This window comes from Cryobacterium sp. TMT4-10 (genome assembly GCF_004403275.1).
Classification (GTDB): Bacteria; Actinomycetota; Actinomycetes; order Actinomycetales; family Microbacteriaceae; genus Cryobacterium; species Cryobacterium shii.
Genome location: NZ_SOGU01000028.1, coordinates 1 through 26678 on the forward strand (window position 1 = coordinate 1; position 26678 = coordinate 26678).

At 70.1% G+C, this 26678-nt stretch carries 26 protein-coding genes and 1 pseudogene; 14 read left to right on the forward strand and 13 right to left on the reverse strand.

Going from position 1 to position 26678, the window contains the following annotated elements; all coding sequences use genetic code 11:
- On the forward strand, positions 1 to 1499 hold a 1499-nt coding region (locus tag E3T42_RS03920; protein ID WP_134402482.1), incomplete at its 5' end, for a cell wall metabolism sensor histidine kinase WalK.
- Entirely contained in the window at positions 1496 to 2170 is a 675-nt protein-coding gene (locus E3T42_RS03925; RefSeq protein ID WP_134366253.1) for a response regulator transcription factor, read from the forward strand. The genes E3T42_RS03920 and E3T42_RS03925, both read left to right, overlap by 4 nt.
- A 37-nt stretch (positions 2171 to 2207) precedes the next feature.
- On the opposite strand, the gene E3T42_RS03930 is transcribed toward E3T42_RS03925, so the two are convergent.
- The 4 genes from E3T42_RS03930 to E3T42_RS16645 form a co-directional block, all read right to left on the reverse strand.
- On the reverse strand, positions 2208 to 2714 hold the full coding sequence (locus E3T42_RS03930) for a hypothetical protein (protein ID WP_134402483.1): 507 nt from the start codon (positions 2712 to 2714) through the stop codon (positions 2208 to 2210).
- Positions 2715 to 2848: 134 nt separating this feature from the next.
- The gene (locus tag E3T42_RS03935; protein ID WP_134402484.1) at positions 2849 to 3325 is read right to left on the reverse strand and encodes a hypothetical protein; all 477 of its coding nucleotides are present in this window, start codon (positions 3323 to 3325) and stop codon (positions 2849 to 2851) included.
- A gap of 468 nt (positions 3326 to 3793) precedes the next feature.
- Complete coding sequence (locus tag E3T42_RS16640) at positions 3794 to 4426, reverse strand: transporter (protein ID WP_166805302.1); 633 nt, start codon at positions 4424 to 4426, stop codon at positions 3794 to 3796.
- A 59-nt stretch (positions 4427 to 4485) separates the two neighbouring features.
- Positions 4486 to 4812 carry a hypothetical protein gene (locus E3T42_RS16645; protein ID WP_166805301.1) on the reverse strand — a complete coding sequence of 109 codons (327 nt, stop codon included), beginning with the start codon at positions 4810 to 4812 and terminating at the stop codon, positions 4486 to 4488.
- 127 nt (positions 4813 to 4939) lie between these two features.
- On the opposite strand from E3T42_RS16645, the gene E3T42_RS03945 reads away from it, so the two are divergent.
- From E3T42_RS03945 to E3T42_RS17420, 11 genes are all read left to right on the forward strand, one after another.
- Positions 4940 to 5422: a molybdenum cofactor biosynthesis protein MoaE gene (locus tag E3T42_RS03945; protein ID WP_241975815.1), complete on the forward strand. Its 483-nt coding sequence runs from the start codon at positions 4940 to 4942 to the stop codon at positions 5420 to 5422.
- Between the two features lie 83 nt (positions 5423 to 5505).
- Positions 5506 to 5799: a DUF2249 domain-containing protein gene (locus tag E3T42_RS03950; RefSeq protein ID WP_241975816.1), complete on the forward strand. Its 294-nt coding sequence runs from the start codon at positions 5506 to 5508 to the stop codon at positions 5797 to 5799.
- 76 nt (positions 5800 to 5875) lie between these two features.
- Entirely contained in the window at positions 5876 to 6958 is a 1083-nt protein-coding gene (locus tag E3T42_RS03955) for a hypothetical protein (RefSeq protein WP_134402488.1), read from the forward strand.
- Positions 6955 to 9609 (forward strand): multicopper oxidase domain-containing protein, encoded by a 2655-nt coding sequence (locus E3T42_RS03960; RefSeq protein ID WP_134402489.1) that lies wholly within the window; start codon positions 6955 to 6957, stop codon positions 9607 to 9609. Before E3T42_RS03955 ends, E3T42_RS03960 begins: the two co-directional genes overlap by 4 nt.
- A 157-nt stretch (positions 9610 to 9766) precedes the next feature.
- On the forward strand, positions 9767 to 10468 hold the full coding sequence (locus E3T42_RS03965; protein WP_134402490.1) for a metalloregulator ArsR/SmtB family transcription factor: 702 nt from the start codon (positions 9767 to 9769) through the stop codon (positions 10466 to 10468).
- Between the two features lie 79 nt (positions 10469 to 10547).
- Positions 10548 to 14330, forward strand: coding sequence for a nitrate reductase subunit alpha (locus E3T42_RS03970; RefSeq protein WP_134366245.1), 3783 nt, complete (start codon positions 10548 to 10550; stop codon positions 14328 to 14330).
- Positions 14331 to 16010 carry a nitrate reductase subunit beta gene (gene narH / locus E3T42_RS03975; protein WP_134402491.1) on the forward strand — a complete coding sequence of 560 codons (1680 nt, stop codon included), beginning with the start codon at positions 14331 to 14333 and terminating at the stop codon, positions 16008 to 16010.
- Positions 16007 to 16699 (forward strand): nitrate reductase molybdenum cofactor assembly chaperone, encoded by a 693-nt coding sequence (gene narJ, locus E3T42_RS03980; protein ID WP_134366243.1) that lies wholly within the window; start codon positions 16007 to 16009, stop codon positions 16697 to 16699. The genes narH and narJ overlap by 4 nt, the downstream gene beginning before the upstream one ends.
- Positions 16696 to 17469, forward strand: a complete 774-nt coding sequence (gene narI, locus E3T42_RS03985) for a respiratory nitrate reductase subunit gamma (protein WP_134366242.1) — start codon at positions 16696 to 16698, stop codon at positions 17467 to 17469. The genes narJ and narI overlap by 4 nt, the downstream gene beginning before the upstream one ends.
- A 96-nt stretch (positions 17470 to 17565) precedes the next feature.
- On the forward strand, positions 17566 to 18906 hold the full coding sequence (locus E3T42_RS03990; protein ID WP_241975817.1) for a DUF2252 domain-containing protein: 1341 nt from the start codon (positions 17566 to 17568) through the stop codon (positions 18904 to 18906).
- Positions 18863 to 19015 carry a DUF2252 family protein gene (locus E3T42_RS17420; protein ID WP_241978679.1) on the forward strand — a complete coding sequence of 51 codons (153 nt, stop codon included), beginning with the start codon at positions 18863 to 18865 and terminating at the stop codon, positions 19013 to 19015. Before E3T42_RS03990 ends, E3T42_RS17420 begins: the two co-directional genes overlap by 44 nt.
- A gap of 55 nt (positions 19016 to 19070) precedes the next feature.
- Here the strand turns inward: E3T42_RS17420 and E3T42_RS03995 are convergent.
- Positions 19071 to 19256: pseudogene (locus tag E3T42_RS03995) on the reverse strand (dihydrofolate reductase family protein); the annotation flags it as partial.
- Between the two features lie 211 nt (positions 19257 to 19467).
- Between E3T42_RS03995 and E3T42_RS04000 the strand changes: the two are divergent.
- Positions 19468 to 19983 carry a DUF2231 domain-containing protein gene (locus E3T42_RS04000; RefSeq protein WP_198416872.1) on the forward strand — a complete coding sequence of 172 codons (516 nt, stop codon included), beginning with the start codon at positions 19468 to 19470 and terminating at the stop codon, positions 19981 to 19983.
- A gap of 118 nt (positions 19984 to 20101) precedes the next feature.
- Here E3T42_RS04000 and E3T42_RS04005 read toward each other — a convergent pair whose 3' ends face one another.
- The 8 genes from E3T42_RS04005 to E3T42_RS04040 form a co-directional block, all read right to left on the reverse strand.
- The gene (locus tag E3T42_RS04005; protein ID WP_134402492.1) at positions 20102 to 20614 is read right to left on the reverse strand and encodes a flavodoxin domain-containing protein; all 513 of its coding nucleotides are present in this window, start codon (positions 20612 to 20614) and stop codon (positions 20102 to 20104) included.
- Positions 20615 to 20809: 195 nt separating this feature from the next.
- Entirely contained in the window at positions 20810 to 22135 is a 1326-nt protein-coding gene (locus E3T42_RS04010) for an MFS transporter (RefSeq protein WP_134366239.1), read from the reverse strand.
- Positions 22136 to 22299: 164 nt separating this feature from the next.
- Complete coding sequence (locus E3T42_RS04015; RefSeq protein ID WP_134366238.1) at positions 22300 to 22539, reverse strand: MoaD/ThiS family protein; 240 nt, start codon at positions 22537 to 22539, stop codon at positions 22300 to 22302.
- Complete coding sequence (locus E3T42_RS04020) at positions 22539 to 22826, reverse strand: DUF6457 domain-containing protein (protein WP_134366237.1); 288 nt, start codon at positions 22824 to 22826, stop codon at positions 22539 to 22541. The genes E3T42_RS04015 and E3T42_RS04020 overlap by 1 nt, the downstream gene beginning before the upstream one ends.
- Before the next feature lie 6 nt (positions 22827 to 22832).
- Positions 22833 to 23492: a molybdenum cofactor guanylyltransferase gene (locus E3T42_RS04025; protein ID WP_134402493.1), complete on the reverse strand. Its 660-nt coding sequence runs from the start codon at positions 23490 to 23492 to the stop codon at positions 22833 to 22835.
- A 2-nt stretch (positions 23493 to 23494) separates the two neighbouring features.
- Positions 23495 to 24004 (reverse strand): cyclic pyranopterin monophosphate synthase MoaC, encoded by a 510-nt coding sequence (gene moaC / locus E3T42_RS04030; RefSeq protein ID WP_134402494.1) that lies wholly within the window; start codon positions 24002 to 24004, stop codon positions 23495 to 23497.
- The gene (gene glp / locus E3T42_RS04035) at positions 24001 to 25380 is read right to left on the reverse strand and encodes a gephyrin-like molybdotransferase Glp (protein WP_241975818.1); all 1380 of its coding nucleotides are present in this window, start codon (positions 25378 to 25380) and stop codon (positions 24001 to 24003) included. The genes moaC and glp overlap by 4 nt, the downstream gene beginning before the upstream one ends.
- Positions 25320 to 26555: a ThiF family adenylyltransferase gene (locus tag E3T42_RS04040; protein ID WP_134402495.1), complete on the reverse strand. Its 1236-nt coding sequence runs from the start codon at positions 26553 to 26555 to the stop codon at positions 25320 to 25322. The genes glp and E3T42_RS04040 overlap by 61 nt, the downstream gene beginning before the upstream one ends.
- Positions 26556 to 26678: the final 123 nt, after the last annotated feature.

The following is a 26678-nucleotide window of genomic DNA, read 5'->3' on the forward strand; positions in this document are numbered from 1 at the left end:
CCGAGGGTGCCCCCGGCGCCCCCGGCCGGCGACCGCACCGCGCCGGCCGCCGCCCCGGGCCGCGGCGGCCGATGCTGTCCGTGCGGGTGCGCATCCTCGCTGCGATCCTGCTCGTCGCGGCGGCCGGCCTGTTCGCCTCGGGTGCGGCCGCGTCGCTCGTGCAGCGCGAACGCACCCTCGACTCCGTCGACAGCGCGCTGACCGCCGAAGTCGGCGAGGCCCGGTTCATCGCCACCGAGTCCGGCTCCACCTCCCTGGACGCGGTGCTGGCGGCCGTCGTGCAGCAGGTGCGCCCCGGCACGAACGAAACCACCCTCGCGATCATCGACGGCGCCGCGGCGCTCGCCCCGGGCGGAGACGTCGACTTCCGGCTGGAGGACGACCGGGCCTTCGTCGACCGGGTGACGGCCGAGACCTCGTCCGGACAGGTCGTTCGTGGCACGCTGGTTCTGCCGGGCCAGACCGTGCGCTACGTGGCCGCCCCCGTGACCGTGGCGGGGGACGCCGCCCGGGGGATCTTCGTGGCCGCCTTCGACGTCGATGCAGAACTCGAGCCGGTGACGGATGCCCTGGGCACTTACGTCCGCGTGGGTCTTGCCGCCTTCGTCGTGCTGGGCCTCGTCGGCTGGCTGGTGTCGGGGAGGCTGCTCCGGCCGATCCGTTCCCTGCGCGAGGCCGCGGCGAGGATCACGGCCTCCGACGTGAGCGAACGGATCCCCGTGAACGGCCACGACGACGTGTCCGACCTGACCCGCACCGTCAACGGCATGCTCGACCGCCTGGAGGGGGCCCTGGTCGCGCAGCGCCGTTTGCTCGAGGACGTGGGCCACGAACTCAAGACCCCGATCACGATCGTGCGCGGCCACCTGGAGCTGATGGACCCGGCAGACACGGCCGACGTGATCGGCACCCGGGTGCTGGCCATCGACGAGCTCGACCGGATGAACGTCCTGGTGCGGGACATCTCGGTCCTGGCTGAGGTGCAGCGGCCGGCCGGCCTGACCCGCGCGCCCGTCGACATCGCCGCCCTCACCGAGCAGGTGCGCACCAAGGCCTCCGCGCTCTCCGGCCATCGCTGGGCGACCCCTGAGGCGGCGCACGTCGTCGCGTCGGTCGACGCCGGCAAGCTCACCCAGGCGCTCCTGCAGCTGGCGGCCAACGCCGTCAGCCACGGCGCCGTCGACGGCACCATCGAGATCGGCAGCGCCGTCGGCCGGGGCACCGGGGGCGAGTCCCGCCTCCGTCTGTGGGTGCGGGGCGGCGGGCCGGGGATCGAGGCCGAGGCGCAGGAGCAGATCTTCGAGCGCTTCCGCCGCGGCAGCGCCGGGCGCGGTGAGGCCGGCTCGGGACTGGGTCTCGCCATCGTGCTGGCCATCGCCGAGGCCCACGGCGGGACCGCCACCGTGGCCTCCCGGCCCGGGCACGGAGCCACTTTCACGATCGACCTGCCCATCCCGCCGGCCGAAGCCGGCCACGCACCGACGGAGACCAGCCCGTGAGCCGCATCCTGATCGCCGAAGACGAACTCCGGATCTCATCCTTCATCGAGAAGGGCCTCGCCGCGGCCGGCCTGGCCACCGTGACGGTCAGGTGCGGCACCGACGCCCTCGATTTCGCCCTGACCGGCGACTTCGACCTGCTGCTGCTGGATATCGGGCTGCCAGGAATCGACGGCTACGAGGTGCTGCGGCGCCTGCGGGCCGAGGAGTGCACCCTGCCGGTGATCGTGCTCACGGCCCGGGACTCGGGGGAGGACGTACTCGCGAGCCTGGGTGGTGGAGCGAACGACTACATGGCCAAGCCGTTCCGGTTCGACGAGTTGCTCGCCCGGGTGCGGCTGCGCATGACGGATGCCGTGCGGGCGACCGGTGCCGTGCCGGTGGTCGAGGCGGCACTGGAGGTCACGGGACTCCGGCTCGATCTGCGCACGCGACGCGCGGCCGTCGGCGATCGGCAGGTCGACCTGTCGGCGAGGGAGTTCGCTCTGGCCGAGGAATTCCTGCGCAATCACGACCAGGTGCTCAGCCGGGAACAGCTGCTCAGCCGGGTGTGGGGCTACGACTTCGACCCCGGGTCGAACATCGTGGACGTGTACGTCGGGTACCTCCGGGCCAAGTTCGGCGCCGGGAGGATCGAAACGGTCAGAGGAATGGGCTACCGGCTGCGCTGAGAGAAGCGCGGGCCGATAGCCCAACCGGGGTGCCTGGCTAGTCGTCGGTGTCGCTGCTGTGGCCCGAGTCGTCGCCCTCGTCTGAACCGTGGTCTGCACTGTCGTCTGCACTGTCGTGTGCGGAGTCGTCGGAGTCGTCGCTGTGACCGGCTTCGTCGGTCGCGTCGTCGGTCGTGTCTTCGGTGGTGTCGCTGTCATCGGACTCGTTTTCGGACTCGTCGTCGGTGCCGACCGCGGCGTCGCCGTCGTCATCCGTCGCGGACTCGTTCTCGGTCTCTCCGACCTCGGTCGTTTCCTCGTTCGTATCGTCGCCCGAGTCGCCGATTACGGCGTCGCTCGCGTCAGCGCCGAGTTCGCCGATGGAGTTGTCGTCGAGGAGATCAGTGGTCTCGACGACCGAGGTGTCGTCCGAGACGCTCGAGGTCGGTACGGGGTCGCTGCCGGCTCCCGGGTCGGCCTGGGCGGCAACGATGCCGATGGACATGAGCCCGGCGAGTCCGAGGGTTGCCAGAATGATGGACTTCTTCTTCGTCATCTGCGGCATGCGCTGACCTTTCGTTTGCGTCGGTAAACCGACGTTCGGTGCGTGGCGGGGTGCGTCTCCACCCCTTCACTGTGGGGTGCCGGGATGAGGCGGGCACGAGAGGGCTGTGAGAGCTCTCTTAGATTCGGGGGTCGTCAGTCCTCGGGGGAGGAACCGTCATCGTCGCCGTCCTCGGACACGACCACCGGGGCGGGGGCAGGCACGAGTTCAGGCTCCGCGGCATCCGTGTCGGAGTCGGTGTCAGTGCCGCTGCCGGTGTCGCTGGCGCTGGCGCTGCCGGCGCCGGCGCCGAGGTCGGTCGACTCGGGGACGTCGCTCGGGCCCGGCGTCGTTCCGGGGGCGGCAACCGGTGGCGCGGCGGGGTCGGTGCCCAGGTCAGCATTGCCCGGGACCGCGCCGACCTCGACCGTGCTCACCTCGACCGTGCTCACCTCGACCGTGCTCACCTCGACCGTGACGGGCGGAACCCCGAGCGGGGTACCCGGCAGGTCGGGCAGGACCAGGGCGCTGACCATCGACGCCGAGGCAGCGGCGGCGACGAGAACGGCCAGTCCGACGCCGCCGAAGAGCAGGAACCGTGAGCGCCGCGGTGTCCGGGCATGCGTTGTCATCGTGCCTCCACGGCTGTGCGACGGTTGTGCTGAGGCTGTGCCATCGGCTGTGTCTTGATCCTACGAGGCCGGGCCCCGGACCCGGGTGAGAATGCTCTTAGACCCGACTCCCCGGTGGTCGGGGTGGGCGTCGCACATGACTCCTGCAGAACCCAGTCGGCCGCACCGCACCCTGATTTCGGGCCGTTTCGCGGAATCTGCAGAAGTTATGCCCCGGGGCTCCTCCGGCCCGGGGCTCCGGCTGGGAGCCGCGCCCTACCCCGGGGGGTAACTCAGGAAGATCCGGCGGGACCACCCGCTGCACCCGCTGCGTGCTTGGCGGAGGCGGCTCGCGGCATCCGTTTCTCCTGAGTTAGCCACACAGAGCAACGCGCACCCTCTGCATAACTCCTGCAATCTGGTCGCCCAGGGCCCAGTCCGGCCAGTCATTGCGCGGATGTCCCCGAGCGGCATCACGATTTGCAGGAGTTATGCCCGGGCAAGAGCGGAGACCGAGCTGCGGGACCGCACCAGCAGGTTCACCGAGCGCCCGGCGATGCTGCCGATGATCACGGTCACCAGGGTCAGCGACAGGTATCCCCAGAACGGTTGGGCGGGGCCCCCGGCCAGCTTCAGCCAGTGCAGCGCGTAGGTGCCGCTGGACGCGACCGTGAACGTGAAGGCCCAGAAACCGAGTGTGAACGGCAGCCGCCAGTAGGTGCCGATCAGGGCCGCCTGCACCGCGATCAGCAGCACGAAGGTGCCCAGCAGCAGGTACTGAATCGTGTCGAGCCGGCCACCGGTGAACGCGAACCACGCGTTGCCGGCCACCGCCGGGGGAGCGGAGAAGATCGCGAACGTCGGCACCAGGGCCGCGGGCAACGCCGGCCGGAACACCATCCGGGCCAGCACGATCGTGCCGAGGAGAAGCCAGAAGAGCACCCCGACGCCGATGCCGGCCACGGAGAGCCCGGTCCAGCCCGCGCCTGCGGCGGACTGGCCGAGGATCAGGAAGGCGGCGACGGTGGGCAGCAGGTACCCGGCGTGCACCGCGTCGATGTTGCGGTTCCCCGCGGCCAGCCCGGCCACGAAGCGCGCGCCCAGAACCACCGCGAGCCCCATGCATGCCACAACGAGAATATGACCGGCGAGAGGCGTGGATGCCGCGAAATGTGTCCCGATCAGCATCCCACTGACGGCGCGAGGGTCGCGAACGCGCCCTGAACCGGGTGGTCGAGGTCGGCCCGGATGCCGCCGCCCCGGTTCCGGCTCCGCAGCAGGTAGTTGCCGATCACACCGGTCCAGGCGGCCAGCGCCACGAACCAGAGCACGTCGCCGATCAGGGCCGGAGTGCCCAGGGTGTCCCCGGCCATCGTCCAGGTGCCGGCGAGGCCGGACAGGCCGAAGGGGATGCCGAGGCTCGACAGCGGGGCGCGGCCGACGGGCAGCCCCCGGGTCTGGCCTGAAGGGACCGGATCGGCATCCTGGGGGCCTGATTGTGCGATCACGTGCGCGAGCTCCTCGGTCGGTTCGCCGTGCAGCCGACGGCCTCACGAACATCCTCGATGCTTCGTGAACGGATGCCAGGGCACGGCGGCCGCCGACCGGGTCCCGGCCCCGGGCTACTCTGGACCTGTGAATTCAGGACGCACGAACGACGCCCCCGCAACTCCGCCCGCCGCCGCGACCCCCGCCGAGAACGGGTTCGCCCGGGTCACCGAGGCCCCCCTCGACGTGGCTGAACACGTGCGGGTCGTCTCGACCGGCTCGTGCGGGGCCGTCGTCACTTTCATCGGCCAGGTGCGCGACCACGACCCCGACGCGGCCGGGCAGGTGACCGGGCTCGATTACAGCGCGCATCCGGATGCCGGCCGCATCCTGTCCGAGATCGTCGCCCGGTTCCGCGCCGAATACCCGCAGGTGAACCTGGCGCTCAGCCACCGGATCGGTCACCTCGATGTGGGCGACCTGGCCCTGGTCGCGGCCGCGGCGAGCGCCCATCGCGGCGACGCCTTCACGGCGTGCGAGCGGCTGGTCGAGTGCGTCAAGGCCGAGGTGCCGATCTGGAAGAAGCAGTACGAGGCCGACGGGTCGACCGGCTGGGTCGGCCTGGCCTGATTCCGCGTTCGATTTATTAAAACGGACGTGTATCCTCTTTATTAGAGCGCGGCGTGGTCGTGCCACCGAGGAGGATGCTTCCCATGACTGCCGAACCCATTGCCCTGAGCTCCGCGCACACCTGCACCTGCAACCACGATGACGCCGCCGAGGCCATCGTGCTCGACGGCCGCATCATCCCGCATGCGGTGCGCCACGCGGCGATCTTCGGTGCGCTGGACGCGATCCAGATCGGTTTCGCACTCGACCTGATCGCCCCGCACGACCCGCTGCCCCTGCTGGCTCAGTTGGAGAATACCCGTCCCGGCGCGTTCTCGGTGTCGTACCTGGAACGCGGTCCGGAGGCCTGGCGCATCCGTTTCACCCGCGTCGCCTGACCGCCGCGTACCCTACGTCAGACCCGAGCACCCGATACCCGTCGTGAATCGACACCCGCGCCGCGCCGGCTGGCGGATGGCCCTTCTCCTGCTGGGCGGCATCGCCCTTTTGGCGGGGCTTGACGGGGCGCTGCTGCTGCTGGGCCTGCCGGCTCCGGTCGTCACCGCGCGGCTGGCCGATGTGCACGGACCCCTGATGGTCTTCGGCTTCGTGGGAAGCGTGGTCGTGCTCGAGCGGGCCGTCGCGATCCGGCGCGCCTGGGCCTTCCTGTCCCCGGCCTTCCTGGGCCTCGGCGGGCTGGCCCTCCTGTCGCCGCTGCCCGTCGTGATCGGGCAGCTCGCCTTCCTGGCCGGGTCGGCCATGCTGCTGCCGATCTACCGGGAGATCTGGCGGCGTCAGGCATCGACCGCCACGGCGGTGCAGTCGCTCGGGGCGCTGCTGGGCGTGAGCGCCACCGTGCTCTGGCTGGGGGGTGCCCCGGTCCCGCACCTGGTGCCGGCCATGACGCTGTTCCTGGTGCTCACAATCGCGGGCGAACGCCTCGAACTCGCTCGCATCTCGCCCTCCGTCGACGAGCGGGCCGAATCCTGGCTGCTGGCCTCCGCACTCGTCCTGACCGGGGGCGTTCTCGTGGCGCTGGTCTGGCCCGGGATCGGCTATCCGATCCTCGGGCTCGGGATGCTGGCGGTCGTGGCCTGGCTGTTCCGGCACGATGTGGCGACCCGGCTCGTGCGCGGCGTGGGCCTGCCGCGCTACATTGCCGTGTGCCTCCTGGCCGGCTACGCCTGGCTGTTCGTGGTCGGCGCCGTCTGGGTTCTCGCCGGGCCGGCCTATTCCGGCCCGGCCTACGACGCCGTGCTGCATGCCGTCTTCCTGGGCTTCGTGATGTCGATGATCATGGCGCACGCGCCCACGATCCTGCCCGCGGTGCTGCGCCGGCCGCTGCCGTACCGGCCGGTGCTGTACGCGCCGGCACTGTTGCTGCACGCCTCGCTGGTGGTGCGCATCCTGCTCGGCGACGCGCGCGGCCTGCCTGAACTGGTGCAGTGGGGCGGCGTGGCCAACATCGCGGCGGTGCTGCTGTTCGTGGTGCTGGCCGTGGTGTCGGTGCTGCTCGGCGTGCCCGCCCGAAAGACAACAACGAAAGTGATCAGATGAGCCGTCGATTGTGGCACCTTCTCACCGGGCTGCTGGTGCCGGCCTGGCTGGTCCTCACCGTCGTGGCGGTGCTGTTCCACCGCTTCCTGCCGGTCGCGCCCTGGCTGATGGTGCACCTGTTGCTGCTGGGCGCGGTCAGCACCGCCATCCTCACCTGGAGCCAGCACTTCGCCGACACCCTGCTGCGGCGGAGCGCCCCGGGCGGCCGGGCCTCGATGGGCGTCCGGCTCCTGACCCACACCGTGGGCGCGGCGCTCGTCGTGGCCGGCATGGTCGGCGGCTGGTGGCCGCTCGTACTGGTCGGCGGCAGCCTGGTCGGGGCCAACGCCCTGCTGCATGCGGGCATCCTGTTCGCCCAGTCGCGCGGGTCGTTGCCGGCCCGCTTCGCGCCGCTCGTGCGCTACTACCTGGCGGCCGGCGTCGCCCTGTCGATCGGGGTGACCCTGGGCGTGCTGATGGCGCGCACCGACGAGGGGGAGCCCTTCGAGCGCCTCTTCGTCGCCCACATCGGTCTCAACCTGCTCGGCTGGGTCGGCCTGACCGTCATCGGCACGGTCGCCCTGCTCTGGCCGACCGTGCTGCACGCCCGGGTGCAGACCACGCGGGCATCGGCCCGCGGCACACTGCCGCTGCTCCTCGCCGGGCTCGCGGTGCTCGGCCTCGGCGCGCTGGCCGATCAACGTCTGGTCACCGCCCTCGGCGCCCTGCTCTACCTGGTCGGCCTCGGGCTGGTCCTGGTCGAGGCCGTGCGCCTGGGCCGCACGTCCCCGCCGACCACCTTCGCAAGCTGGAGCATCGGTGCCGCCCTGGCCTGGTTCTTCCTCTGCGTGGCCGGGTTCGGACTGCTCGTGGCGTTCGCTCCCAGCTGGGTCGCCGCGGCGGACCGGCTCGAGCAGCTCGTCCCCGTGTTCGCGGTCGGTTTCGCCGCGCAGATCCTGCTCGGCGCGCTGAGCTACCTGCTGCCGGTGGTGCTCGGCGGCGGCCCCCGGGTATCCCGCCCCACGGCCCGGGAGCTCGACCGTGGCGCGCTGTTCCGGGTGATCGTCGTCAACGGCGGCCTGGTGCTCTACCTGCTGCCGGTGCCCAGCCTGGTCAGGGTCACCCTCTCCCTGCTCGTCGTCGGCACCCTCGCATCCTTCCTGGTCTTGATGACCCGGGCGATGCGGGTGAACCGGCGCGTGCGCCGAGCCACGGATGCCTCGGCCTCGCCGATCCGACCGGCCGGCGGCCCCGCCGCGACCGGCGCGGAGCAGCCGCGCCGGACCGGCGCGACCGTCACGGCCGTCGGCGCCCTGCTCCTCGTCGTCACCCTCGGCGTCGCGATGGACCCGGCCGCCGCGGGGATGGCGAGCGGGGCGGCATCCGCCGGGGTCTCGGCCAGCGGCCACGCGACCGGGCACACGACCCGAGTGGACGTCAGGATGAAAGACACCCGTTTCAGCCCGGACCGGATCGAGATTCCGGCCGGCGACACCCTGGTGATCACCCTGACCAACGCCGACGACATGGTGCACAACCTCGTGCTCGCCACCGGCGTGGTCTCCGGTTCCGTCGCTCCGGGAACGAGCAAGGATGTCACCATCGGCGTCGTCGGAACGGATATCGACGGCTGGTGCTCGATCGCCGGGCACAAGCTGCTCGGCATGACCCTCACCGTCGTGGCCGTCGGCGCGGACCCTGCCGGGGACGCGGCCATGCCGGCGGGCCACGCCTCCGCCGGCGGGGAATCGTCGGCGGCGGACGACCTCGACCTGATGAAGAAGCCCGCGGCCGACTTCACGGCACGCGACGCCGTGCTGCCGCCGGTATCCGTGCAGACCGGGTCCACGCCGAACGGGTCCACGCCGACCGTGCACACACTGACCATGCGGGTGAAGAACGTCACCACCGAGGTGTCGCCCGGCGTCACCCAATCACTCTGGACGTTCAACGGCACGGCCCCCGGACCGACCCTGCACGGCCGGGTCGGCGACGTCTTCGACATCACGTTCGTCAACGACGGCTCGATCGAGCACTCGATCGACTTCCACGCCGGCGCTCTGGCGCCCGACAAGGCAATGCGCAGCATCGCACCGGGGCAGAGCCTGAGCTACCGGTTCACCGCCACCAGCTCGGGAATCTGGCTCTACCACTGCTCCACCATGCCCATGTCGGTGCACATCGCGAACGGCATGTTCGGTGCCGTCGTCATCGACCCGGCCGGACTGACCCCGGTCGACCGGGAATACGTCCTGGTGCAGTCCGAGCTCTACCTCGGCGCGCAGGGCGGCGAGGCCGACGCCGACAAGGTGGCGGCCCAGTTCCCCGATCTGGTGGTCTTCAACGGCATCGCCAACCAGTACGGTGCCCGGCCGCTGACCGCGAAAGTCGGGGAGCGGGTGCGCGTCTGGGTGCTCGACGCCGGCCCGAACGTGGGCAGCTCCTTCCACGTCGTCGGCGGCCAGTTCGACACCGTGTTCAAGGAGGGGGACTACCTGCTGCGCGACGGCGGCAGCACCGGAACCGGCGGTTCGCAGGTGCTCGACCTGGCCGCCGCCCAGGGTGGCTTCGTCGAGCTGACCTTCCCCGAGGCCGGCAGCTATCCCTTCGTCAGCCACGTCATGTCCGACGCCGAAAAGGGCGCTCGTGGCGTCTTCCAGGTCACGCCGTGAACGAATTCGACGGAGATTTTGGTCCCACAAGCGCAAAGCGGGCGGTTTCGGGCCCAAATCGGCAAAATCTCCGTCGAATTGGTTCAGGGGCGACCCGCGGGCACCGAGTTTGCGCCCAGGGGTATCGGTTTTGCCGGGTGGACAGGAGACTGGGCCGATGACGCCGTCGTCGAAACGCACGTCGAGCTACCGCACGCTCGCTTCGTTCAGCAGGATCAAACTGCTGCACTTTCTGCAGCAACGCGGAACCATGACGGTGGGCGACCTGGCCGAAGCCACCGGACTGCACCACAACACGGCCCGCGAGCACCTGCAGCGCCTGATCGGCGATGGTTTCGTCACCTGCCAGCCGGAAAGCAAGGACTCAAAGGGCCGTCCGCGGATGCTGTACAGCGCCGCCGCCGGCCCGGACCGCGCCGAGGGTTCGATCCGGGCGGCCAAGGCCCAGGTAGCCGAGCGCCACGGCGATCAGGTGCGACGGATGCTGCGGGTCGAGGCCGTCATCCACTCGCCGCTGCAACGGCAACTGGACGCCCTCGACGACCACCTCGACGGCACCGGCTTCGACGCGCGGCTCGCGATCGACGACGCCGACGGTGACCACGTTCACCTGCACGAGTGCCCGTACAGGGACATGGTCAAGGCACACCCCGAGGTCTGTCGGGTGCACTTCGGGCTGCTGAAGACACTGCTGGAGATGACCGAGGGCCCGCTAAGCGCCGACGCGCTGCACCCGCTGGTCGAACCGAACACCTGCATTCTCGACCTACACCGGTCCGACACTGAACCCGCCGAAGACGCACAGCCCCAGGAGCAGCACCGGCCCGCAATCATTTATCACGGCGTTTCTGACTTGTAGCGCCTTTTCCCGCCGGTGAGACTGGGCTGCGAGGGTGGTCGCTGACCGCAGTGACCCCGGGCAGTGCAAGGGGTACAGTGTGAAATCGCTCAAGAATTCCGCCTTTTCGAAGCCGGCCGCCACACCCGCGAAGCCCGGCATCGACGGCCCGATCGACGACACGATCCTGAAACTCGGGCGCTTCCTGCGCCGCGGCAAGGCCTCGCCCGACCTCCGCTCGGTGTTCCTCGAGGGCGGCCGCGACGCCGACTCGTTCTACCGCGACCGCTGGACCCACGACAAGGAGGTGCGGTCCACCCACGGCGTGAACTGCACCGGCTCCTGCTCCTGGAAGGTGTACGTCAAGGACGGCATCATCACCTGGGAGACCCAGCAGACCGACTACCCCTCCGTCGGCCCCGACTCGCCCGAATACGAGCCCCGCGGCTGCCCCCGCGGCGCCGCCTTCAGCTGGTACACCTACTCGCCGACCCGGGTGAAATACCCCTACGTGCGCGGCGTGCTGCTCGACCTCTACCGCCAGGCGAAGGCCCGCACCGGCGACCCGGTGCTCGCCTGGGCCGACGTCACCGGCAACCCCGAGTCCGCCCGCGCCTATAAGAGCGCCCGCGGCCAGGGCGGCCTGGTGCGCACCAGCTGGGACGAGGCATCCGAGATCGTCGCCGCCGCCCACGTGCACACCATCAAGAAGTACGGCCCGGATCGCATCGCCGGCTTCTCGCCGATCCCCGCCATGTCGATCGTCTCGCAGGGGGTGGGCAACCGGTTCATCTCCATGCTCGGCGGCACCATGCTCTCCTTCTACGACTGGTACGCCGACCTGCCCGTCGCCTCCCCGCAGGTGTTCGGCGACCAGACCGACGTGCCGGAGTCGGCCGACTGGTGGAACTCGTCCTACCTGATCATGTGGGGCTCCAACGTGCCGGTCACCCGCACCCCCGACGCGCACTTCATGGTCGAAGCCCGCTACAAGGGCCAGAAGGTCATCACCGTCTCGCCCGACTACGCCGACAACTCCAAGTTCGCCGACGAGTGGCTGGCGGTGCACCCCGGCACCGACGGCGCCCTCGCGCTGGCCATGGGCCACGTCGTGCTCAGGGAATTCCTGGTCGACCGCCGCACGCCCCGCTTCGTCGACTACATGAAGCGCTACAGCGACTCCGCCTACCTGATCGGTCTCACCAAGCGCGGCGACGCGTACGTTCCCGGCAAGTTCATGACCGCGGATGCCCTGCCCGGCCTGGCACCGACCGTCGCCAGCGCCGCGTTCAAGCCGGTGCTTCTGGGCCAGGACGGCCAGGTCGTCGTGCCCAACGGTTCGATCGGGCACCGGTTCTCCGAGACCGACGTGGGCAAGTGGAACCTCGACCTGGAGGGCGTCGACCCGCTGCTGTCGATCGCGGACGCACCCGACTACGACCAGGCATCCGTGGCCATCGACATGCCGCGGTTCGACGTGGCACCGGAGACCGACGAGGTCGGCGAGCAGCACGCGGGAGGCGCGGGCGTCATCCGTCGCGGCGTGCCCGTGCGGATGGTGGCCGGCCAGCTGGTCACCACCGTGTTCGACCTGCTGCTCGCCCAGTACGGCGTCGGCCGGCCCGGCCTGCCGGGCGTCTGGCCCACCGGCTACGACGACGCGTCCTCGCCGGGCACCCCGGCCTGGCAGGAGGGCATCACGTCGGTGCCGATGCAGGCCGCCGAGCGGATCGGGCGGGAGTTCGCGCAGAACGCCGAGGACTCCGGTGGGCGCTCGATGATCCTGATGGGCGCCGGCACCAACCACTGGTTCCACTCCGACACCATCTACCGGGCCTTCCTCGCCCTGACCACCATGACCGGCTGCCAGGGCGTGAACGGCGGCGGCTGGGCGCACTACGTCGGCCAGGAGAAGGTACGCCCGATCACCGGCTACGGCCAGTACGCGTTTGGCCTGGACTGGGTGCGGCCGCCCCGCCAGATGATCGGCACCGGCTTCTTCTACCTCGCCACCGACCAGTGGCGCTACGACGGACTGTCCGCCGACACCCTGTCCAGCCCGCTCGGGGCCGGCACGTTCAAGGACCGCACCACGGCCGACTGCCTGGTCGAGTCGACCAAGCGCGGCTGGATGCCCGGCTACCCCACCTTCAACCGCAATTCGCTCGACCTGGTCGACGACGCGGTCGCCGCGGGTGTGGACCCGGCCCAGTACGTGGTCGAGTCCCTCGGCGACGGCACGCTCGAATACGCGGTCGAAGACCCGGATGCGCCGGAGAACTTCCCGCGCATCCTGGACATCTGGCGGGCCAACGTGATCGGCTCCTCCGGCAAGGGCAACGAGTACTTCCTCAAGCATCTGCTCGGCACGAAGTCCGCGGTGCGGGCGCCCGAGTCGCCGCCGGAGAAGCGGCCGAAGACCATGAAATGGCACGAGACCGCGCCCGAGGGCAAGCTCGACCTGATGGTGACCAGCGACTTCCGCATGACGAGCACCACCATCTTCAGCGACGTGGTGCTGCCCCCGGCCACCTGGTATGAGAAGAACGACCTGTCCACGACGGACATGCACCCGTTCATCCACTCCTTCAACCCCGCGATCGCCCCGCCCTGGCAGGCCAAGACCGACTTCGACATCTTCCACCTCCTGGCGGAGAAGATCTCCGAAATGTCGGTCGAGCACCTCGGAGTTCGGAAGGACCTCGTCGCCGTGCCGCTGCTGCACGACACCCCGGATGCGATGAGCGCCCCCCACGGCATCGTCGAGTACGACCAGGTGCTGGTGCCCGGCGTGACCATGCCCAAGCTGGTCGTGGTCGAACGCGACTACCCGGCCTTCGCGGCCCGGCTCGGGGCCCTCGGGCCGCTGACCGAGAAGCTCGGGATGGTCACCAAGGGCGTCAAGTTCAACCCGGACGTCGAGGTCGCCTACCTCGGCCAGAAGAACGGCCTGGTCCAGAGCGGCCCCACCGCGGGACGGCCGCAGCTGAAGACCGCCATCCAGGCCTGTGAAATGGTGCTGGCCCTCTCCGGCACCACTAACGGCCGCCTCGGCACGCAGGGCTTCCGCCAGATGGAGGAGCGCACCGGAATGAAGCTGGCGCACCTGGCCAGCGACAACGAGGGCCGCCGCTTCTCCTACCCGGATGTCCAGGGCGCGCCGGTCCCGGTGCTCACCTCCCCGGAATGGTCCGGCAGCGAGCACGGCGGCCGACGCTACAGCGCGTTCACGATCAACGTGGAGCACCTCAAGCCGTGGCACACCCTGACCGGGCGGCAGCACTTCTACCTCGACCATGACTGGATGATCGAACTGGGGGAGCAGCTGCCGATCTTCCGGCCGCCGCTGGACATGCACCGCCTGTTCGACGACTCGATCGTGGGCTCGACCGCCGCGACCGGGGCGACCGGCTCGAAGGGCCGGGCCGAGGTGGCGGTGCGCTACCTGACGCCGCACTCGAAGTGGTCGATCCACTCCGAGTACCAGGACAACCTGATGATGCTCTCGCTGTCCCGCGGCGGCCCGACCATCTGGATGTCTCCGCTCGACGCCGACAAGATCGGCGTGCGCGACAACGAGTGGATCGAGTCCTACAACCGCAACGGCGTCGTCGTGGCCCGCGCCATCGTGTCGCACCGGATGCCGGAGGGCACCGTGTACATGTACCACGCGAAGGACCGCACCATCAACGTGCCGATCGCCGAGACCAGCGGCATGCGCGGTGGCACCAACAACTCCCTCACCCGCATCCTGCTCAAACCCAGCCACCTGATTGGCGGCTACGCCCAGCTGTCCTTCGCTTTCAACTACCTCGGCCCGACCGGGAACCAACGCGACGAGGTCACCGTGATCCGTCGACGCAGCCAGGAGGTTGAGTACTAAATGCGCGTAATGGCTCAAATGTCGATGATCATGAATCTCGACAAGTGCATCGGCTGCCACACCTGCTCGGTCACCTGCAAGCAGGTCTGGACCAACCGCACCGGCGTCGAGTACGTCTGGTTCAACAACGTGGAGACCAAGCCCGGCGTGGGCTACCCGCGCCGCTACGAGGACCAGGAGAAGTGGAAGGGCGGCTGGACGCGCAACAAGCGCGGACGCCTGAAGCTGCGCTCCGGCGGCCGGATCAAGCGCCTGGCCACCATCTTCAACAACCCGGACCTGCCCGTCATCGACGACTACTACGAGCCGTGGACCTACGACTACGACATGCTCACCAAGGCCCCGCTGAGCACCCAGAGCCCGGTGGCCCGGCCCAAATCCCTGCTGACCGGCCAGAACATGGACATCAAGTGGTCCGGCAACTGGGACGACAACCTCGGCGGCTCGCAGGAGACCGCGGCCGACGACCCCATCCTCGCCACCATGAGCGAGCACGTGAAGATGGAGTTCGAGAACACCTTCATGTTCTACCTGCCGCGCATCTGCGAGCACTGTCTGAACCCCGCCTGCGTCGCCGCCTGCCCCTCGGGCGCGATGTACAAGCGCGAAGAAGACGGCATCGTGCTCGTCGATGAAGACGGATGCCGCGGCTGGCGCATGTGCGTCTCCGCCTGCCCCTACAAGAAGGTCTACTTCAACCACAAGACCGGCAAAGCGGAGAAGTGCACTCTCTGCTACCCGTTGATCGAGCAGGGCAAGCCCACCATCTGCTCCGAGACCTGCGTCGGCCGGCTGCGCTACCTGGGCCTGATGCTCTACGACGCCGACGCGGTCCTCGCGCAGGCCTCGGTCGAGAACGAGCACGACCTGCTGGATGCCCAGCGCGCCTGCTTCCTCGACCCGTTTGACCCGGAGGTGATCGCCGCGGCGAAGGCGGAGGGCATGGAGGACGACTGGATCCTCGCCGCCCAGAACAGCCCCATCTACAAGCTCATCTCCGAGTACAAGGTGGCCCTGCCGCTGCACCCGGAGTACCGCACCATGCCCATGGTCTGGTACATCCCGCCGCTGTCCCCGGTGGTCGACGTCATCTCGACCACCAACAACGACGGCGAGGATGCCCGCACCCTGTTCGCCGCCATCGACAAGCTCCGCATCCCGGTGGAGTACCTGGCCGGCCTGTTCTCGGCCGGGGACGTCGTTCCGGTCGAGTCCTCCCTGCGCAAGCTCGCCGCGATGCGGTCCTACATGCGCGACATCAACCTGGGGCGCCCCCGCGACGAGTCGATCCCGGCCGCGGTCGGCATGACCGGCACCGAGATCGAGGCGATGTACCGCCTGCTGGCGATCGCCAAGTACGAGGACCGCTACGTCATCCCGAAGGCGCACGTCGAGACGGCGCGCGAGCTGGAGGAACTCGCCTGCTCGCTCGACACCGACGGCGGCCCCGGCATGGGCGGGCCCACCGCGGCCACGGCGGCGGGCCCCTACGGGAAGACCCCGGGCATGCCTTTGAACGCGACCGTCGACAACTACAACGAGATGGTCGGCAAGGGCGGGGAACGCACCCGGCCCACCACGCCGGGCCGGGTCAACCTGCTCAACTGGACCGGCGGAGGCGTGCCGAAGGGCATGTTCCCGCCCAGAACCGCCGACGGCGCCCCCGGGAGCCCCGCATGAGGCTGCCGAAGCTGCCGGTCCGCAAGGTGACAGCCCTGCCGTTGTCCGCGGAGGACGGCCGGATGGCGCACATGGCGGCGTCGATCCTGCTGGACTACCCCAGCGAGGAGCGCCGGGCGCGCTTTTCGGCCGTGGCCGCGTCGGTGACGCTGCTGCCGGATCCGCTCCGCCACGCCTTCGAGGCGTTCCTGACGGCGGCGGATGCGATGAGCCAGCAGGAGCTGGAGATCCACTTCACGGCCACGTTCGACCTCAAGCGCAAGTGCTGTCCGTACCTGAGCTACTACGCGGCGGGGGACACTCGCCGGCGCGGAATGGCGCTGGTGCGCTTCGTCGAGGCCTACCGCGCGGCCGGCTGGGAGGTGGCGGCGGACGAACTGCCCGACTACCTGCCGATGGTGCTGGAATTCTCGGCCCTCAGCGAGTCGCCGATCGCCCAGGAGTTGCTCGCCGCCCACCGCGACGGCATCGAGGTGCTCCGCACGGCCCTCGAGGCGGTGCCGAGCCCCTACGCGCACGTCGTGGAGGTGGTGTCCCTGTCGCTGCCGAAGATCGACGAGGAAACCCGTCAGCGCTACCTGGACCTCGTCAACGAGGGACCGCCCACCGAGACGGTCGGCATGACCTTTCTCGGCAATCTCAAACCGTTCTCGCCGTCCGCCGCGAACAGTGAGGACGTACGGGTATGACCCCGCTCGACATTCTGCTCTGGGTGGCGTTCCCCTACGCCGCGGCCGTCGTCTTCATCGTCGGCCACCTGCTGCGCTACCGGTTCGACCAGTTCGGCTGGACGTCCCGGTCGAGCCAGACCTACGAGAACAAGTGGCTGCGCTGGGGCTCGCCGATGTTCCACTACGGCATCCTGATGGTCTTCGGCGGCCACCTCGTGGGCCTGTTCATCCCCAAGCCCTGGCTCGAGTTATTCGGCGTCACCGAGCATTTGTACCACCTGGGGGCCACCTGGCTGGGCAGCATCGCGGCGGTGCTGACCATCGCGGGCCTGGTCATCCTGCTGGTTCGTCGGCGCCTGGTCGCCCGGGTCAAACTGGTCACGACCGCGATGGACAAGGTGATGTACCTCTTCCTCGCCGGCACCATCGCCTTCGGCACCACGGCCACGGTGCTCTACCAGGTGCTCGGCGCCGGCTACGACTACCGCGGGTCGATCTCGCCCTGGCTCCGCAGCCTCTACGGTTTCCAGCCGGACCCGTCGCTGATGAGCGGCGTGCCGTTCTTCTTCCAGCTGCACGTGCTCTCGGCGACGGCCCTGTTCCTGCTGTGGCCGTTCAGTCGCCTGGTGCACGTCTTCTCGGCGCCGCTCGGCTACTTCGTGCGGCCCTACATCGTCTACCGTTCGCGGGACGGCCACCGCGGCGCGGGTGCAGTGAAGGCCCGCCGCGGCTGGGAGAAGAGCGAGCTGCCACGCGGCACCCGCCATCGGGAGGGCAGTCGCCGTTAGCCGCCCGGCCCGGAGACATTGACGCCGGCGCGCGGCCGGGCAATCGTGGAGATGTTCTCACCCGCCGATTGCAGTGCAGCCGAAAGGTCTCCGATCATGACCGCGCCCAAAGCGCAGCACCTCAGCGTTGAGGAGCGGAAAGCCCGCGGCAGGAGCGCGCGGGAGCGCACGCCCCTCACCAGTCATCGGGGCTGGGTTCCCGCCGCCGACCGGCCGGACCCGCCGTCGCTGCTCGAGGCTCAGAACACCACCAGGGAGCAGGACCTGGTGCCGGTTCGGCACGACCGGATGCTGGTTTCCCCCTTCACCTTCTACCGCGGTGCGGCCAAGATCATGGCGACCGACCTCACGGACACGCCCCGGGCGGGCCTGATCGCCCAGCAATGCGGTGACGCCCACCTCTCCAATTTCGGCGTGTTCGTGTCACCCGAGCGGCTGCTCCTCTTCGACCTCAACGACTTCGATGAGACGCTCCCCGGTCCGTTCGAGTACGACGTGCTGCGGATGACCGCCAGTTTCACGATCGCAGCCCGAAACAACGGCTTCAGCGCGTCCGGCGCCCGGGATGTGACCCTCGCGGCGGTCCGTGCGTATCGAGAGGCCATGGCCTCGTTCGCCCAGATGCGCACCATGGACATCTGGTACGCCCGGTTGTCACAGGAGGACCTGACGAAGGTCCTCCAACAGTCCGTGGGCGCCGGGACAGGCAAGCAGCGGAAACTGAACCGGACCATCGAGAAGACAATGCAGCGCAACTCGGCGAAGGCCCGCACCAGGGATAGCCTGCAGGCTCTCTCCAAACTCGCCGAGTTCGACAACGGGCAGTACCGGATCGTGAGTCAGCCGCCGATCGTCATCCCCGCCCGAGGGCTCCTCGACGCGTTCGGGATGTCAGCCGAGGAGACCCGGCGCGCTATCCTCGACCAGTTGCGCGCCTACCGGGTCACCCTTCCGGACGACCGCCGTCATCTGCTCGAGCAGTTCCAGCTGGTCGACGTGGCCCGCAAGGTGGTGGGTGTCGGCAGTGTCGGCACCCGCTCCTTCATCGCCCTGCTCCAGGGGCGAGATGAACAGGACCCGCTCTTCCTGCAGATCAAGGAGGCCACGGCATCCGTTCTGGAAGACCACCTGCCGAAGAGTCGTTACAAGCAACCGGGGGAGCGGGTCGTGCAGGGCCAACGGCTGATGCAGGCCGCCAGTGACATCTACCTGGGCTGGACGAAGGGCGTGCAGGAGAACCGCTTCATGTACTGGCGGCAGCTGCGCGACATGAAGGGGTCTGCCGAGGTCGAATCGCTGAAACCGGCCGGCCTGTCGCTGTACGCCCACGCCTGCGGCTGGACGCTCGCCCGGGCGTACGCCCGCTCGGGCGTACGCCCGCTCGGGCGACCCGATCGCGATCGCGGCCTACCTCGGCAAGAGCGACAAGTTCGATAAATCGGTCACCGATTTCTCCGAGCGCTACGCCGACCAGAACGACCGGGACTACGCCCTGTTCGCCGGGGCGGTCGGTTCCGGCCGCCTGCAGGCAATCGAAGGCGTCTAGTTCTTCGCCGAACCGTGAGAAAAGACCCGGTAAATCGAAAAAATAGGGGCGAGACTCACGGTTCGGCGCGATAGCGGACGAAGACGACGCCGTTGCCGAAACGGCGGTCGGCGAGCAGCTGCAGCGGCACGCGCACTCCGTTCGGGAAGTGGGAGTGGCCGCCGCCGAGCATGATCGGCGAGACGAGCAGCCGGAACTCGTCCACCAGGCCGGCCCGGATCATCCGTGCGGCCAGGTCGGGCCCCCCACGTAGCCGTCGAGCGACGTGATCCCGGTGTAGACGAGTCTGGCCAAGATGCTGTCCCTTCGTTTCGACCCGTTGTGCAGCGACCCGCCGCGCGGGCTACTGAGGGAAGGCTGCACGTCGTGGCGAGGTACGGCTCCCCGTGCTTAGCATTGCGAGAGTACGGGCTCACACACGTGCCTGCCCGGTGACGCCCACAAGGAGAACCATGTTCGAAGCGCTGCTCGACACCATCGCCGGTCTGCCCGTTCACCCCCTCATCGTGCACGCCACCGAGGTCGTCGTTCCCACTGCAGCCCTTGTCATCGTCGTTGCCGCCCTGTGGCCCCGCTTCCGCAAGTGGGCCAGATTCCTTCCGCTGCTGCTGGCCCTGGCCGCCGTCGTTCTCGTGCCGTTGTCGACCCAGTCCGGCGAAGCACTCGAGGAGCGGGTCTCCGAGAGCGCCCTGATCGAGACGCACGCCGACCTGGCCGAGGGCCTGCTGCCGTGGGTGATCGGTCTGGCCGTGGTCGCCGGCGTGCTGCTCTGGTGGAACTACCGGGAGATCTTCGGCCGGGGCTCCACGCGCCGCGCCCCGAGGTGGGTCGCCATCGTCCTGGCCGCGGCCGCCCTGCTCGCCTCCACCGGCACCACCGTGCAGGCCATCCGCATCGGCCACAGCGGCGCGACCGCCGTCTGGTCCGATGACATGGGCACACCGGCGCCCGCCGGCAACAAGGACTGAGCCGGCACTGGCCGTTCCGTGGCCGTCAGACGTTCCCCAGCCTCCAGCGGCGACCGGGTCATCCGTTCGCCGCTGGAGGCTTCTTTCCAGGTACTCAGACACCCATGTGCTCTGAGACTTACTGGGTGTCCGCGGAGGTGAGGCCGCTGGAGACTTCGTGCGCCCACTCGACGGCCCGCTCGAGCTCGCCGTCCACGAGCGGGCCGGCGTAGCCGTGCACGTGGAAGCTCATCTGCTTGACCACGATCTCGAAGCCGAGGCTCTTCAACTCCTGCTTCGCCGCCCGGGCCGCTGAGCCTGGCAGGCGCGGCGCGTTCGCGCGGGTGTCGAAGGTCGCGGCCTTGACACCCGTCACCGGGGCGAGGCCGTCCAGCCATTCCCGGATGCCTCGAGTCGGCAACCGGGGCGCCTCATGCTGGTTCACGGCATCCTGCCGGGTGTTCGGCCGGCTCATCGAGAAGGCGTGCGTCGGGCCGCCGACCAGTAGGAGGTCGTAGCCGTCGGCCGACGCTGGAGCGCTGTCGGTGTCGACGACCTCCACCTCCATGGCGGTGCCGAGTTCGGCGGCGATCGCACGCGCGACCTGCTCGGTGTTGCCCCATTGGGATTCGTAGACCACGAGTGCTCGCATGACGTCCTCCGTTTTTTGCCCAGAATACGTCGATGGTGCCGCCGAGGGAACCGCGGCAGCCGGCCGCCCCCGGCCGCCGCCCCCGGCGCGGAACCAATTCGACGGAGATTTTGCTGTAAAAGCGCGTCTTCGGGGTATCTGGGGCCGATTCGGGCAGAATCTCCGTCGAATTCGTTAGGGCGCGGCGCGGCGCGGTCAGCTGGGGAAGGGAGCGCCCTTGCGGGCGTAGTAGAACCAAACGAGCCAGGTGCAGAAGACGCAGAACACGGTGCAGCCGATGAAGAACGCGGTCGGGCTGATGGCCGTGAGCGAGATGCCGACGATGAACGGGCCGAAGGCCGCGATCGCGGAGGTCCAGGCGATGGCGCCGCCGGCCTGTCGCTTAGGGAAGATCATCGGCATCTGCTTGAACGTGCCGGCGTTGGCCAGTCCCGCGAAGAAGAAGATCACGATCATGCCGGCGAGGAAGCCCCAGAACTCGTCCACGCTGGTCGGGGTGAGGAAGAAGGACGTGAACGCGGTTCCCGCCACCATGCCGAGGCCGCCGACGAAGGTGAAGATCGCGCCGCCCCACCGGTCGCAGAACGGCCCGCTGGCCGCGCGCACCAGGGCGCCCACGACGGGACCGATGAACGCGAACGCGAGCGGGTTCGGGGCATCCGGGAAGTCGCCGTAGACGTTGAGGATGATCAGGCCCATCTGGGCGGCCAGGCCGCTGTAGGCGCCGAAGCTCATCAGGTAGATGGCCGTCATGATCCAGGTGTGCTTGACCCCGAAGATGTCCATCTGCTGGCGGAAGTTGGCCGTGACCGGCACCCGCCGTAGGTACACGACCGAGAGCACGACGGCGAGCAGCGCCCAGGGGATGAGCACCAGGCCGCCGTTGTGCAGCCAGACCAGGTCGCCCGCGGCGCTGCTCTGCGGGGTGAGGGCCGCCGTGCCGAGGAGGCCGAAGCCCACGACCCAGGGCAGCAGCAGCTGCATCAGGCCGATGCCGAAGTTGCCGAGGCCGGCCTGCAGGCCGAGCGCGGTGCCGGCGAGGCGTTTGGGAAAGAAATAGCTGGTGGATGCCATGAAGCCGGAGAACGTGCCGCCGCCGATTCCAGCCGAGAAGGACAGCGCGAGCAGCACCCAGTACGGGGTGGAGGTGTCGCGGGCGGCGAGGGTCCAGCCGATCATGGGCAGTACGAGCAGGGCCGAGGACATGGCCACGAGGGCCCGGGTGCCCATCATCGGCGGCAGGAACATGAAGACCAGGCGCAGCAGGCCGCCGGCGAGTCCGGGCAGGGCCACCAGCCAGTACAGCTGGCCGGGAGTCAGCGAGTAGCCGATGTCGTTCAGGCGCGGGGCGATCGCGCTGACGAGGTACCAGGTGGCGAAACTGAGCGTCAGGCTGAAGGTGGTGATCCAGAGGGTGCGCCAGGCGAGCTTCGGATCCCAGGTCTCGTCGTGTTCCGGGTCCCAGTTCGACAGGTCCGGTTGGAGGTTCGCGGCGTACTGCGTGGGCGGTGCGACAGACATGTTCTTCCTTCGTCCGGGTGCGCTGCCGGGCGCCAAAGGCCCGCATAGCTACCACCTTGACCGGCCGGCCGGGATGCGACAACGCGCGAACACCGTGAAAAATGATTCCGATCCGGTCCGGCTCGAACCTCGTCCCGGCGGTAGCCGAACGGTGGCGGGCCGGGTCAGCCGCCGGCGAAGGGCGGCAGCACGTCGACGGCGTCGCTGCCGGCGAGCGGCACCGCGTCATCCGTGGCCCGGGTGCCGTTCACCAGCAGCGAGCACCGGTTCAGGATGCGTTCGAACTCGGCCCCGTAGCGGGCCACGAGCCGGGCGCGCAGGTCGCCGATCGTGGCCGCGTCGAGGGCGGTGCCGTCGGTGGCGGCGGCCTCGGCGGCGGCCGCGAAGAAGCGCACCGTGGCCATCAGCGGGTCGTGTCCGGGTAGTCGGCCGGCCATGCCAGGGCGAGCTCGGTGGCCAGGGCGGAGGCGCGTTCAATGTCGGCGGCGGTACCCCCGGCGCGGGCGGCGGCCAGCCCGACCAGGAACGTGCTCAGCGGCGCGGCGGGCCGGGCCACATTGTGGGCCACGTCGCGGGCCACGTCGAGCAGGGTGCCCACCGGGACGTCGGCCGGGTCGAGGCCCAGCCGCGCGGCGAGGGCCGCCAACCAGTCGTCGAGGGCCTCGGGGGGAAGCGGGGCGGAGGTGCTCATTCGGTTTCACTCCTCATCGGATTGCTCCGCGACGGGGTCGGCCTCGGTGAGCAGGAGTGCGGAGCTCCTCTCCACATCCTGCCACGTGTCCACGTCGCTGCCCGCGCCGGCGGCGTCCCGGATGCCGCGCAGGGTGAGCGGGGCCAGCAGGTCACGCATGCTCGAACCGTGCGCGTCGGCGCCGAGCCGGCCCGCGGCCGCCCGCAGGGGAGCCAGACGGTAGATCGCGGCGAGCCACTGCGCCCGGCCGCCCTCGTCGGTGAGGTGCAGGCCGTGAACGGATGCCGGCAGCCCCGGGTCGGTCGCCGCCGGCACCAGCAGGCGCGCGGCATCCGCGGCCCAGGGCAGGTCACAGGCCAGCACCAGCACCCACTCGGCCGCGACAACGGATGCCGCGGGCCGGTCCAGCGCAGCCAGCCCGGCGACGATCCCGGCGACGGGCCCGCCGAACGGTGGGTCCTCCAGGGTCCAGGCCGCCGCGGGCACGGCCTCGCCCGCGGCGGGGCGGGCCGAGTCCGGCCCCACCACGACGACCCGTCGCGCCAGCCCGCGGGCGTCCAGCACCCGGGACAGCAGGGACCGGCCGGCCACCCCCACTGCGGGCTTGAGCGCGCCGTCGAGCCGGCTGCCGCGGCCGCCGGCGAGCACGATCAGGTCGACGCTCATGGCTAGTCGCCCGACGACCCCGCCGGGCGGTGCCAGTCGCCGGACTTGCCGCCGGTCTTGGTGATCAGCCGCATGTTCTCGATCATGACCGACTTGTCGAGTCCCTTGACCATGTCGACGACGGCCAGCGCCGCCACCGACACCGCGGTCAGCGCTTCCATCTCGACGCCGGTGCGGTCGGCCGTGCGCACCGTGGCGATGATCCGCACGCCCGCATCCTCGACCACGAGGTCGACGGCGGCGCCGTGCACCCCGATCACGTGCGCGAGGGGGAGCAGGTCGGCGCATTTCTTGGCGCCCTGGATGCCGGCGATGCGGGCCACGGCCAGCACGTCGCCTTTCGGGGTGCTGCCGTCGCGGAGGGCGGCGACGACCTTCGGGCCGCAGGCCACGAAACCGGCCGCGGTCGCGCTGCGCACGGTGGGCACCTTGTCGGTGACGTCGACCATTCGGGCCTGGCCGGCGGAATCGAGGTGGGTGAAGGGGTGTGCGGGCGTGTCGCGTGCGGTCATGTCACCAGCATGACAGTGACGGGCCCACCCTCGTCAATCCGGGTGACGTCCTCCGGCACGATGGCAAGTCCCTGGGCCTGGCCGAGACCGGCCACGAGGTGCGAGCCGGACCCGCCGGCCGCGGCGCGGCGGGCGAGTGTGCGCGTGCCGTCCCGGCGGAGCATGACGGGCATGTACTGGGCGCGGCCGGCCGGGGAAGCCCAGCTTTCGGCGGCGACGGCGTCCACGGTGGGCCGGAACAGCTCGCTGTGCCCGCCCATCCGGCGCAGGGCCGGTCGCACGAACGCCTCGAACGAGACGAAGGCGCTCACCGGGTTGCCGGGCAGGGCGAAGATGACCGGGCCGTCGGTTCCGTCCGCGTCGGCGGGCCACCGGCCGAAGCCCTGCGGCTTGCCGGGCTGCATCTTCACCGGGCCGAACCGCACCGTGCCGAGCGGGGCCAGCACGGCCTTCACCACGTCGTACGCGCCCACGCTCACGCCGCCCGACAGCACGATCGCGTCGACGGTGCCGGCGAGGCTGGTGAGCAGGCTGCGGAGGGTGTTCTCGTCGTCGGGCACCGCGCCCAGCCGGATCGGCACCCCGCCGGCCTCGGCGACGGCAGCGGCGAGCAGGTACGAATTGGAATCGGGGATCTGGCCGCGCCGGGTCGGTTCGCCCGGCGTGACGAGTTCGCTGCCGGTGGAGATCACGGCCACGCGCGGGGCGGGGTGGGCCCGCAGGCCGGACGTGCCGGCACTCGCGGCGGCGGCGATCCGGGTGGGCCAGAGCTCGGACCCGCGGGTCAGCACGGTGTCGCCCGCGTGCGCGTCCTCGCCGGCGCGACGGATGTGCGCGGCCGGGCCGGGCGGGCGCATAACCTGGACCGTCTGTGTGCCCTGGTCGGTGTCCTCGATCGGCACCACGGCATCCGCCCCGTCAGGGATCGGCGCCCCGGTCATGATGCGCGCGACCTGGCCGGTTTCCAGGCGCGGATTCTGCGCCGTGCCGGCGGCGAGGTCGGCGACCACCGGCAGGGAGACCGGGGTCTGTTCCGTGGCCCCGAGCAGGTCCGCGCGTCGCACGGCATAGCCGTCCATGGCCGAGTTGTCGAACGGCGGGGTGTCCGTGGCGCTCCGGATGTCCTCGGCGAGCACGAGCCCGAGGGCCTCGTCCAGGGACACCAGCGCCGGCGGCAGCGGGGCGACCGCGGCGAGCACGGCGGCCAGCTGCTCGGCCACGGTGCGGGCCGAGGCGGGGACGGAGCAGCCGTCGGCGACGTGCTCGTGGGTGTGCCTGCCGCCGTGATCGTGCCGGTGCGTTCCCTCGGCCACGGTCAGCTCCTGGCCTCGGTGGACCATTCCGGCGACCAGGTGGCCGACCACTCCCTGGACCACTTGCTGCCGAGGCCGGGGGCGGTGCGGGCGGCGACGGCGGCGTCCCAGGCGACGATTCCGCCGTCGAGCAGGGTGAGGTCGGTGAAGCCGGCCGCTTGGAGCGCGGTCGCGGCGCGGGCCGCACGCGTGCCGGTGTGGCAGTGCAGCACCAGCGGCACGTCGCGGGGAAGGGTGGCCATTCCCTCGGCGGTGAGCAGTTCGGCGAGGGGGAGCAGTACGGCATCCGGGATGGCGCTCTCGGTGTGTTCGTCCGGTTCGCGCACGTCGACGACCAGGAACGCGTCGGTGCTCTTCGCCCGGGCGCCCAGACGGGCGACGAGCTCGACCGGGGTGATCGTCGGCCAGGCGTTGGGCGCGGCGGCGGCTGTCGCGGGCGGGTTCGGGTCGGCCGCGGCGATGCCGGTGCCGAGCAGGGGAACCTCGGTGAACCGCCCCGACAGGGCGTCGATGACGAGGATGCGCCCGATCAGCGGGGTGCCGATCCCGGCGATGAGCTTGATGGCCTCGGTGGCCATCAGCGAACCGACCTGGCCGCAGAGCGCGCCGAGAACGCCGGCCTCCGCGCAGTTGGGCACCTCGCCCTCGGCGGGCGGGGTCGGGAAGAGGTCGCGCAGGTGAACCCCGGTGAGGCCGCTCCCTGCCGGCGGGGTGGCCCAGAACACCGACAGCTGCGCGTCGAAGCGCAGCACGGATGCCCACACCAGCGGCAGGCCCAGGGCCGCGCAGGTGTCGTTGACCAGGAACCGGGTCGGGAAGTTGTCGGTGCCGTCGATGATGACGTCGTAGCCGCCGAGGATGGTGGCGGCGTTGCCGGCGTCGAGCCGCTCGCCGTGCTGCACGACCACGGTCTCCGGCGCGATGGCCGCGATCGACTCGGCCGCGCTGACCACCTTGGGCCGGCCGACATCCGCCTGGCCGTGCACGATCTGGCGCTGCAGGTTGCTGGGTTCGACGTCGTCGCTGTCGACGATGCCGATGGTGCCGACCCCGGCCGCGGCCAGGTAGACCAGCGCGGGGGAACCGAGACCGCCGGCGCCGAGCACCAGCACCCGGGCGTTGGCGAGCCGGCGCTGGCCGAGCTCGTTCAGCTGGGGCAGGCGACGCTGGCGTGCGGTGCGGACGGATTCGGCGGCGCTGAGCCGGGCGACCGGCTCGACGAGGGGAGGTATGGCCATGACTACCACGGTAGGCGCTGGGGGCGTGCGGTGAATACCCATCCGGGCGAACTCCGGCAAACACCTTGAATTCTCAGGCCATCTGTAGTCACCTAGGGATCGCACCACGAAAAGGGATCCAAC

Excerpts from the sequence above, each read along its gene's own strand:
- E3T42_RS04025 (WP_134402493.1), bottom strand. The coding sequence starts at position 23,492 with ATGAGCGTCGACCTGATCGTGCTCGCCGGCGGCCGCGGCAGCCGGCTC.
- E3T42_RS03955 (WP_134402488.1), top strand. The coding sequence starts at position 5,876 with ATGGCCCTTCTCCTGCTGGGCGGCATCGCCCTTTTGGCGGGGCTTGAC.
- E3T42_RS03965 (WP_134402490.1), top strand. The coding sequence starts at position 9,767 with ATGACGCCGTCGTCGAAACGCACGTCGAGCTACCGCACGCTCGCTTCG.
- moaC (WP_134402494.1), bottom strand. The coding sequence starts at position 24,004 with ATGACCGCACGCGACACGCCCGCACACCCCTTCACCCACCTCGATTCC.
- E3T42_RS03990 (WP_241975817.1), top strand. The coding sequence starts at position 17,566 with ATGACCGCGCCCAAAGCGCAGCACCTCAGCGTTGAGGAGCGGAAAGCC.
- E3T42_RS04000 (WP_198416872.1), top strand. The coding sequence starts at position 19,468 with ATGTTCGAAGCGCTGCTCGACACCATCGCCGGTCTGCCCGTTCACCCC.
- E3T42_RS04015 (WP_134366238.1), bottom strand. The coding sequence starts at position 22,539 with ATGGCCACGGTGCGCTTCTTCGCGGCCGCCGCCGAGGCCGCCGCCACC.
- E3T42_RS03950 (WP_241975816.1), top strand. The coding sequence starts at position 5,506 with ATGACTGCCGAACCCATTGCCCTGAGCTCCGCGCACACCTGCACCTGC.
- E3T42_RS04040 (WP_134402495.1), bottom strand. The coding sequence starts at position 26,555 with ATGGCCATACCTCCCCTCGTCGAGCCGGTCGCCCGGCTCAGCGCCGCC.
- E3T42_RS16640 (WP_166805302.1), bottom strand. The coding sequence starts at position 4,426 with ATGGGGCTCGCGGTGGTTCTGGGCGCGCGCTTCGTGGCCGGGCTGGCC.
- E3T42_RS04005 (WP_134402492.1), bottom strand. The coding sequence starts at position 20,614 with ATGCGAGCACTCGTGGTCTACGAATCCCAATGGGGCAACACCGAGCAG.
- E3T42_RS04010 (WP_134366239.1), bottom strand. The coding sequence starts at position 22,135 with ATGTCTGTCGCACCGCCCACGCAGTACGCCGCGAACCTCCAACCGGAC.
- E3T42_RS03960 (WP_134402489.1), top strand. The coding sequence starts at position 6,955 with ATGAGCCGTCGATTGTGGCACCTTCTCACCGGGCTGCTGGTGCCGGCC.
- E3T42_RS04020 (WP_134366237.1), bottom strand. The coding sequence starts at position 22,826 with ATGAGCACCTCCGCCCCGCTTCCCCCCGAGGCCCTCGACGACTGGTTG.
- narI (WP_134366242.1), top strand. The coding sequence starts at position 16,696 with ATGACCCCGCTCGACATTCTGCTCTGGGTGGCGTTCCCCTACGCCGCG.
- narJ (WP_134366243.1), top strand. The coding sequence starts at position 16,007 with ATGAGGCTGCCGAAGCTGCCGGTCCGCAAGGTGACAGCCCTGCCGTTG.
- E3T42_RS03930 (WP_134402483.1), bottom strand. The coding sequence starts at position 2,714 with ATGCCGCAGATGACGAAGAAGAAGTCCATCATTCTGGCAACCCTCGGA.
- narH (WP_134402491.1), top strand. The coding sequence starts at position 14,331 with ATGCGCGTAATGGCTCAAATGTCGATGATCATGAATCTCGACAAGTGC.
- E3T42_RS03935 (WP_134402484.1), bottom strand. The coding sequence starts at position 3,325 with ATGACAACGCATGCCCGGACACCGCGGCGCTCACGGTTCCTGCTCTTC.